This window comes from Pedobacter sp. 01T416_2, from assembly GCF_056398925.1.
In genome coordinates this window covers 1-8,671 of sequence record NZ_JBFTQI010000182.1, presented here as the reverse complement: position 1 = coordinate 8,671, position 8,671 = coordinate 1, and the positions used below count along the sequence as shown (strand labels likewise).

Below are 8,671 nucleotides of genomic sequence, written 5' to 3'. Positions count from 1 at the left end.
GGTAACCCTGCCCGTTACAGTAGCGTAAACATTGTTCAGGACCGCCAGATGAACGTCCTGTTCAGTGACAGGGTATTCAATACCCTGAACATGATGGAACAGCGCTTTGGCAAAGATAAAACTTATTCAATGATAGAATTTTTGGCGGACATGAAATCAGGTATCTGGAGCGAGCTGAAAAGCCATAAACCCATTGATCAGTACCGCCGCGATGTACAGAAATCTTATGTAGATGCCCTTATCAGATCAATGAAGGAAGCTGAGACTGGAAGTAACGCCATTGGCCTTTTATTTGGAGGCGTAGCAGCTGCAGAAGCAGCGCCAATAACTACTGCCTCGGATATCGGTGCAATAATAGGGGTTCACCTGGACGATCTGTGCAAGGATATCCAGAGCGCAATTCCAACAGCCACAGACAAAGATTCAAAAGACCACCTTCAGTATGAAGCAGATTATATTAAAAGAGCGTTGAACAAGCGTTTTAATGCAAAATAAATAAAATAATTTGAAGTATATCCACAAATGCGTTTTTGGATATGCTTCACTTAAAACTGAATTTGAAATAAAGAGAATAAAATGAAGAAGCTATTTTTAATCCTGTTATACTGCAGCCTACTGGTTATCGATACCCGTGCGGATACAGTTAATGCAACACTTAATTGTACCGTTCATGGAGGTAGCACCAGCGGCCTGTTCCTCTATCAGTTAAAGGAAGGGGATGCCGTAAGTTTAGGTTTCAAACGTCCCGATAAAAATGGGAACTGTACTTTTGGCCTGAACGTTAAAGAAGGCGTTTACTTTTTCAAAAAGGCGGGAGGTAAGGGGCATGAGTTTAAATATGCCATATACCTGAAAGCTGGCGAGCAAAAAAAGATTGATTTTTATGCCTCCAATCTTTCAATCGACTACGATAGCTGTACCGTTACAAAATCCAACCCGGAGACTAAAAGCCTGCAGACCTGGTTAAATGCAATGAATGCTTATTGCCGTTCTGTAGTGAGCAGACCAAGCCTTGGACGCGATAAATATGCACAATTTGAGCAGTTTTCAGTATCATTTTTAAAATCCAACAAAACTGCCAATGCTTATTTTGGTGCCTGGCTTAAGGATAAAGTTGCGGTGGACCTTTTATATCTAAGGGCGGCTAATTATTTTGGTTTTGGCAGGTTGAACGGCATTCATGATACAGAAGAGGGAGAGACTTTTTATAAACCATTGCTTGATAAAAACATCATCAATGACGTGCGCCTACTCCGCACAGAACAAGGCATGGAACTGCTCGATTACGTTTTTGGGTATTGGAAGTTTAAAGAAGTGAATAATGTACAAAAAGTCGTAGATAACCTGTTTTCAGCTGAAAATGCATCTAGGATTAACCAAAAAGGCGTGAAAGTTGCATATTTATTGCACAAAATGCCCAATATCAAAGAGTATGAAGATTTTAGGCGTTACGTAGAACCCTTTAAAAATATTTTTGTTACCCAGGATCAGAAAGAAGCTTACGAGAAACGCTACAACGAGCTGGGGCCATTGGCAAAAGGAAGTCAGGGATGTAATTTTGAACTGAAAGATGTAAACGACAAGACCTATACATTGACCGGCTTTAAGGGGAAAGTTGTGATCGTTGATGTTTGGGCTATGTGGTGCGCTCCATGTCTTCAGGAAAAACCGGTAATGGAAAAAATTGCCGAAAGCTATAAAGACCGAAATGATATTGTTTTTATCGGAATGTCGGTGGATGGTTATGCTAAAAAAGAACTCTGGAAAAGTTTTGTAAAGAAAAAGGGCTTTACCAGTATTGAGCTGTTATCACAGTCTGATGATGCATTTTATAAGTTCTATAAGATATCGGGAATTCCGCGTTTTCTCATTTTTGACAAAGAAGGGAAGGTGGTTACTGTAGATGCGCCGGTTCCTTCCAATCCGGGTTTTAAAAAGATTGTTGATGCTGCCTTGGCAGTAAAATAACCAGCTGATGTATACCCGGGTGTCCAGGGTTTAAAAAAATAATAATATGAAAAAAAATATCAAAGGCTTTTTGTTCGGGATTTTTTGTCTGCTATTTTCAGTAAATGCAGCTGCACAGCAGGGACAGGTTAAATTAACAGGTACGGTGGCTCAAAGAAAGAACTATCAAATTATGATCGCCTGTAAACTCGGCGACAAATCTTTTAGGGTAGCGAGTTATTTTATAGATACTACCTCTAATAAGTTTTCCCTGGCTATTCCCTTTCATAAGAACGGGGTTTATCAAATGCGGGTGGTGGTAATGAAAAAAGGGCACCGGAGATTGGAAGCTGATTATGATGCGGCTTTTGCGTTAAAGGTGTCCGAAAAAGAAGACCTGAATATAAAAATTGATCCGGCTTTGTTTACCCAGGCGGGCAAGGGGCTAACAATTGAAAAACTGCCGGCAAAGTTTTCAACTGTTTCGGTTTCCGGCTTACTCAAAGATCCTAAATTTGGCATCGAACTTTCTTTTGAAAAGGTTGTTGAAGGGCGCCTTCAGACCATTCAGTCTATTTTTATTCCCAAGGGCGATTCAACTTTTAAATTTATTGTACCGCTGGAAAAAGAAGGGTTTTATTACCTTTCTACCGTGCGTGCAAAAAAACGGCTTTACCTTCGTCCAAATGACCAGGTTAGCCTAACCCTGGATGCAAYGTCGGGAATCCAGGCAGGTTCCTCGAGCTCAAGCCCAGAAAATGGGCTAATTGCCCAATGGGAACAACTGATAAGACCTTTGGCATTAACGGCAATGGAAAATAAGCCAGACCGTGATGCATTTACAACTTCCTATAAACTTTTGCAGCCAAAAATTACGGCTTTTATGCAACAGGTGAAAACACCAAATCCCAGATTTAACCAGCTCTTTAAGACTGCAGTTCAATTGGACAATAATTTATTTGCCTTAAAAGTGCTGTTGCAATCTTCGACAGAGAAGCGCGGGGGATTTTTATTCCAAGCCAAAGATTTTTTGAATGTGCCACAATATTATCAACAGATTCTCAAGGAAAATAGGATAAACTCGACTCAGATCCTTCAATTGGGGGAAGGCAGTGATTATTTGAGCCTGTATGCAAAATTTACTTTGACAGAATTGGAGGAAGCCAAAAGAAAACAGTTGGCTGATGCCGAAAAGGTAAAACTGATGATGGGCGCAGTGAGCAATGATACTTTAAAATCGTTTCTACTGAAATCACAACTGGAAGAACTGGAGTTTAATATATCCAATTACAGTGAATTCCGGGAAGTCTTTATTCCATACCAGCAATACGCAAAACAGGCCTCTGTTAAGGGAAAATACCTCAGCCTATTTAATATGTTCGCCGCAGATACAGCTTTTATAGGTAAGTCAGCCTATGATTTTACATTGCCGGACGTGAACGGTAAAATGGTGTCAATGCAGGAATTTAAGGGGAAAGTAGTTTTGATCGATGTCTGGGCTACCTGGTGCGGGCCATGTAAGGCACAGATGCCTTTCCTGAAAGAAGTGGAAGAACATTATAAGGGAAATAATAATATTGTTTTTGTTGGGATTTCTCTGGATGCAGAGAAAGATAAGCAAAAGTGGCTCAATATGATAAAAGAGAAACAGCTCGAAGGCGTTCAGCTTTTAGATGACCTGGGCAAGTCTTTTGGTAGAAAATATAAATCGGTTGCGATCCCACGTTTCTTTTTGATCGATAAGAACGGAAAATGGTCAGAGGTACGTTGCCCCCTACCCGAAACCGGTGAAAAGATTAAAAAATATATTGACAGGGAACTTAACCGTTCCATTTAACTCCAAATCCCTAAAGACTTTCTGTTGGAAGATCCTTTAGGGATTTGAATGTTTTTTAGGATAATCATTGCCAAAACAAGTGAGCGTATCCCTGACAAGGATACAGTCTGCCGTCATCTCTAAAGAAGTATGAAAAGGACAATGAGCTTTCGCTGGCTGGCTGTTGGAAGGAATCAGAATAACAACAAAACTTTAAGCTGGCTAGCTAGGGGGGACTTCGATCTGAAAAAGCCTGGTCGGTTTTTTTAAGATCTCATGCAGAAAGGGCTGAAACTGAAAACAGGCATACATTTTCTTCGAAGGGAAATGTATGCCTGTTCCTTGATATCTTAAAAATACACTTATACCTTTCTGTGGTATGGGGCCTATAATCAATGGTCCGTCAGGATTACTTTAGTTATGGAGAATAAAACCCATTCTGTTTTGATTACCTGTCAAGGTACTAAGTCCTTTATATTCCCGAGGTGTTTTTCCAGTAACTTTTTTAAAGATCCTTGTAAAATAGAAAGGATCATCATATCCCACTTCGCCGGCAATTTCCTTTACTATCAGGTTGCTGTTAGTAAGCAGTTCACTTGCACGCTCGATTTTTATCCTGATAAAATATTCAATCGGGGATAGCCCGGTTTTTTGTTTAAATAACACAGAATAATGAGATGGAGAGTATCTGAATGCTTCGGCAATTTCATCTACACAAAGGCGCTTATGAACATTGGCTTTCATGAATGATATGGATTGATCCAACTGATCTTCTTTTTCTACTTCCTGGACTGTTTTTTGCTGCTGATTAGGGAAGAGAAAAAAAGAAATAAAACGATAAAGGCACAGATTGGCATAGGCTATGTTTTCATCGGTAAGACCATTCGAAAGACTAGAAAAAATTTCGGTCCAGGAATCGATAATYTGACCGTCGAAAATAAGATTGGTTGGAGAAGTAAATTTATTTAGGCCAAAAGTTGTATCGAGTTCCTTTATCATGTTTCCATTAAAATGTAAACAATAAACTTCCCAAGGGTGCCCTTTATCTGCCCGGTAACTATAACCGCTGTTTGGCGGTATTAATATAAACTGGTTAGAATGAAGCTGGAAGTTGCCATGTGCTGTTTCACACAGACCTTTCCCCGTCAAACAGTAGATCAATACATAACTATCTGTATATTCCGCAACTTTAGAGGGCGAGTGGCTAACCTGGGTAATATAAAGGAGATTCTTAAAAGGTATATTCTTGATTCTATTCTGTACCTCTTCAGGAATATTGACCTGTTCTTCCAAGAGCGCCTCATCGTGTAAAAAATAATTCATAAACCTTATGATTTGTTTGTTTGGTTATTGCAAGACCAAATATGGGCAGAGAAAAAAGAGAACAGAAAAAAAGCACCACTACAAAACCATTACAATATGCATTTTTTGGTGTTATAGACTACTACATTACCCTTTTAGCGGGGTGAAGTGTAGTGGCCAACCGAAATGTGCCCACTAAAAGGCCGTATTCCGTTTGCAAGTTTTATAAACCAAATGTATCAAAGACTTTAGAGCTGGTGGAAGCAAACAACCAGGTAATGGGCCAAGGCTGGCCAGGTTCAGGTTTATAAAGCAAATGGGTTAAAGACGGTCGAGCTGCGAGAGGAAGGTGACCAGGTTATAGTCCAGGCCGGTCAGGTTCAGTTTTTTGCGCAGTCTGGTCCGGGCAATCTCAATTGACTTGATATTCTGATGGGTAATAGCTGAAATTTCCTTGGTGGTCATATTCAGTTTTAAAAACGCACATAATTTCCGCTCGCTCGGACTAAGATTTGGAAACCTTTCGTTCAGGACATGATAAAAATCTTCATGTATCTGTTGGAATCTGAACTCAAATTCTTTTAAGAGTTCAGGGCGCAGGTTAGACTGGAGATCGGTAACCACTTTTTGCATGGCAGGCTGGCTTACTTCATCTACATTCTGCTTAATCTTTAGGAGTTTTTCCGATATATGGTCAATGAGCTCATTCTTTTGAATAAGGTGTAAGATATTGGTTGTTAGTTCTTTGTTTTTTAACTCGATGCCTTTTTGTAAATTTTCCTTCTCCAGTTTCAGGTGTGCCTGTTCCAAAAGGGAATTTTTTACCTTGTTGCGCTGCAGATAAAACAACAGGCTCACAATTACCAGCGATAATGCAAGGCCAATCCCTGACAATAGATAAGTAAGTTCTTTTTCTTTTTGTTTGGCCTGTTCCTCCCGCTGCTTTTTGTCAAACTCGAACTGCATTTCCAATTGGGTTATTTTGTTCGACCGTTCGGCGTTGAAAAGTGTATCACTTATCTTTTTGTTCAGCGCAAGAGACTCGAAGGCCTGTTTGTAATCGCCTAATTGCTGGTACAGTTTGTAGAGGTTGGAGGAGGCACGGCGTACGGTTAACAGGTCTCCGTTACCTTGTCCGAGTTTAATGGCTTCTTTAAGATAGGCCTCTGCAGTTTTATACTCCTTGAGTTCAAAATAGAACTCTCCAAGGCCATCATAAGATAAGATCTGACCGGAAAGGTCATTGTTTTTTTTACGGATGCTCAACGCCTCCATGTAATATTGGAGYGCCATTTTGTTTTTGCCCTGCTTATGATATAGCCGGCCCTGGTTTGTGAGTACATGTACTAAATTTTCCTCATCTTTTAGTTGTTTACAGATCTTTAGCGCTTCGGTATAAAAGAAATTTGCCTTGTCAAATTCCTTCATTTCTTCATGTATTATCCCCAGATTGTTCAGCAGGCTCTCTTTTAATTTTTTCTCAGCTCCGATTTCTGATTTTTTGGAAGTGGAAAATGTGAGCGCCTTGTTGTAATACCGGATTGCATTTTTATAATCCCTTTGGTAGTAATTGATAATACCGATTCCGTTATAGGCTGCTAAAAGGTCATTGGAACTGGAAGCTTGATTCTTGATAATTTCCTGAAACATGTCTAAAGACTTTGGATAATTTCCAACCTTTAGATAGGCTCGGGCGAGATTGATGACCGCTTTATTTATCATCGAATCCAATTGGATTTCACTAGCTAGCGCCATTGCTTCTTGAGCATAAGCGAGAGCTGATTTGGAATCCGACTTACTCATCAGTTTTGAAAGTGTCAACATGGTCTTTAGTCTTTCCCCCTGAGAAGCAGCCGCAGAAAGATGAACTTTTAGGCTGTCTATCGCTCTGGTATCAGACTGCGCCAGGGCAGACTGGTAAATTGAAAAAAACGCAATTAAAGTAAAATATATTTTTAGCTTATATGTCATTTTTGCCGGTATAAGAAAGGGGATGCTGTTATAAAACTGCAGGTGTTTTGCAATACTCAAACATACAAATAACGCATCGTATTTATGATATCCTCTTTAATTAATTACGGTGCTTTTTAGACTAATACTCATGATAAATTGCTACTTTCAGTCGTTCAAAGGTTGGGGCTGTTGGTTTAGGCGATGGAAGTTTGGTTTATCCAATAATGGATTTTAATATTTAAAGCGCTTTTAAATCATTTTAATGATAAAAACTTTAATTTATTACTTACAGCACTGGTTAATATCAACTAACCTTGTTATTCTTGCAAAAGATTTGCATAATACTATGGTCCTTAACGTGACTGATCGTCCATATAGGTTATTTTAATGGTTAAAGCCTGCTGTTATAATGAATCATATATTGACTGTATATTCTTTTTGCTTTTCTCTAATGATCAAAGATCGCTACAATGAAATTATCACAAATTAAACACTATGTTCTTTTCTACTGTTTTATAACCGGTTTTCTTTCCGCAGGGAAGTTATGTGCCCAGGGACATTCTGATGCCCATCCCAAAACACCGATCATGGGCTGGTCGAGCTGGAATAATTTCAGGGTGGCTATTGATGAAAAGATCATCAAGGCGCAAGCAGATTTTATGGTTTCCACAGGCCTGAAAGACGCAGGATATAATTTTGTGAATATTGATGATGGCTTCTTTGGTGGAAGAAACGGGAAAGGAGAGCTGTTGGTACATCCAAAACGTTTCCCTGGGGGAATGAAAGCCGTCGCAGATTATATCCATGGCAAGGGGTTGAAAGCAGGCATTTATTCTGATGCAGGTATCAATACCTGCGCATCAACCTGGGATAAGGACACCATTGGGGTAGGTTCAGGGCTGTACGGACATGACGAGCAAGATCTTACACTGATGCTAAAAACCTGGGGTTATGATTTTATAAAAGTAGACTGGTGTGGTGGTGAAACGCTAGGGCTGGATGAAGAGACACGTTACACGCAGCTGGCCAAACAGATTAAAGCAATTCGGCCAGATGTTTTATATAATATCTGCAGGTGGCAGTTTCCGGGGAAATGGGCAGTTGGAATAGCTGATTCCTGGCGTATATCAGGTGATATCAGCAATAATTTTGAATCGATTCTTCATATTATCGATAAAAATGCAGATCTCTGGAAATATAGTTCTTCCGGTCATGTGAACGATATGGATATGCTGCAGGTTGGGCGGGGGATGTCTGAGGAAGAAGACCGCTCGCATTTTACGATGTGGTGCATGATGAACTCGCCGCTATTACTTGGTAATGATCTGAGAACGATGTCCAAGCAGACTTTAGAACTGGTTACGAACAAAGAAATCATAGCGCTTAACCAGGATAAATTAGGCTATCAGGCAAGGAGGCTCCAGCAAAAAAAAGGTGTTGAAATCTGGGCAAAACCTTTAGTTTCTACGATGAGTGGACAAATTGCAGTAACACTGCTCAACAGGTCTACTATGCCAGCGTCCATTTCGCTAGATATAGACAGTGTGGGGATTGTTTCAGCCCAGGACTATCAGATCCGTGATTTATGGAAACATAAAGACTATGATTTGACAAAAGCCAAAACAGCAACCTTCGAAATCCCTGCACATGGTG

General features: G+C 40.0%; 5 protein-coding genes and 1 pseudogene. 4 read left to right on the top strand and 2 right to left on the bottom strand.

Annotated elements, in window-relative coordinates; translation table 11 throughout:
• The 3 genes and pseudogenes from AC1DPQ_RS09960 to AC1DPQ_RS09950 all read left to right on the top strand — a co-directional run.
• Window positions 1–495 (top strand): annotated as a pseudogene (locus AC1DPQ_RS09960) (hypothetical protein); the annotation flags it as partial.
• A gap of 81 nt (window positions 496–576) precedes the next feature.
• Window positions 577–1,968, top strand: a complete 1,392-nt coding sequence (locus AC1DPQ_RS09955; RefSeq protein ID WP_477580080.1) for a TlpA family protein disulfide reductase — start codon at window positions 577–579, stop codon at window positions 1,966–1,968.
• 46 nt (window positions 1,969–2,014) lie between these two features.
• The gene (locus AC1DPQ_RS09950; protein WP_477609067.1) at window positions 2,015–3,784 is read left to right on the top strand and encodes a TlpA family protein disulfide reductase; all 1,770 of its coding nucleotides are present in this window, start codon (window positions 2,015–2,017) and stop codon (window positions 3,782–3,784) included.
• Between the two features lie 393 nt (window positions 3,785–4,177).
• On the opposite strand, the gene AC1DPQ_RS09945 is transcribed toward AC1DPQ_RS09950, so the two are convergent.
• Together AC1DPQ_RS09945 and AC1DPQ_RS09940 are read right to left on the bottom strand one after the other, a co-directional pair.
• On the bottom strand, window positions 4,178–5,086 hold the full coding sequence (locus tag AC1DPQ_RS09945; protein WP_477580078.1) for an AraC family transcriptional regulator: 909 nt from the start codon (window positions 5,084–5,086) through the stop codon (window positions 4,178–4,180).
• Window positions 5,087–5,386: 300 nt separating this feature from the next.
• Window positions 5,387–7,036 (bottom strand): tetratricopeptide repeat protein, encoded by a 1,650-nt coding sequence (locus AC1DPQ_RS09940; RefSeq protein WP_477609065.1) that lies wholly within the window; start codon window positions 7,034–7,036, stop codon window positions 5,387–5,389.
• A gap of 452 nt (window positions 7,037–7,488) precedes the next feature.
• Between AC1DPQ_RS09940 and AC1DPQ_RS09935 the strand changes: the two genes are divergently transcribed.
• Window positions 7,489–8,671: glycoside hydrolase family 27 protein (locus tag AC1DPQ_RS09935; protein ID WP_477609063.1), on the top strand; the 1,183-nt coding region annotated here is incomplete at its 3' end.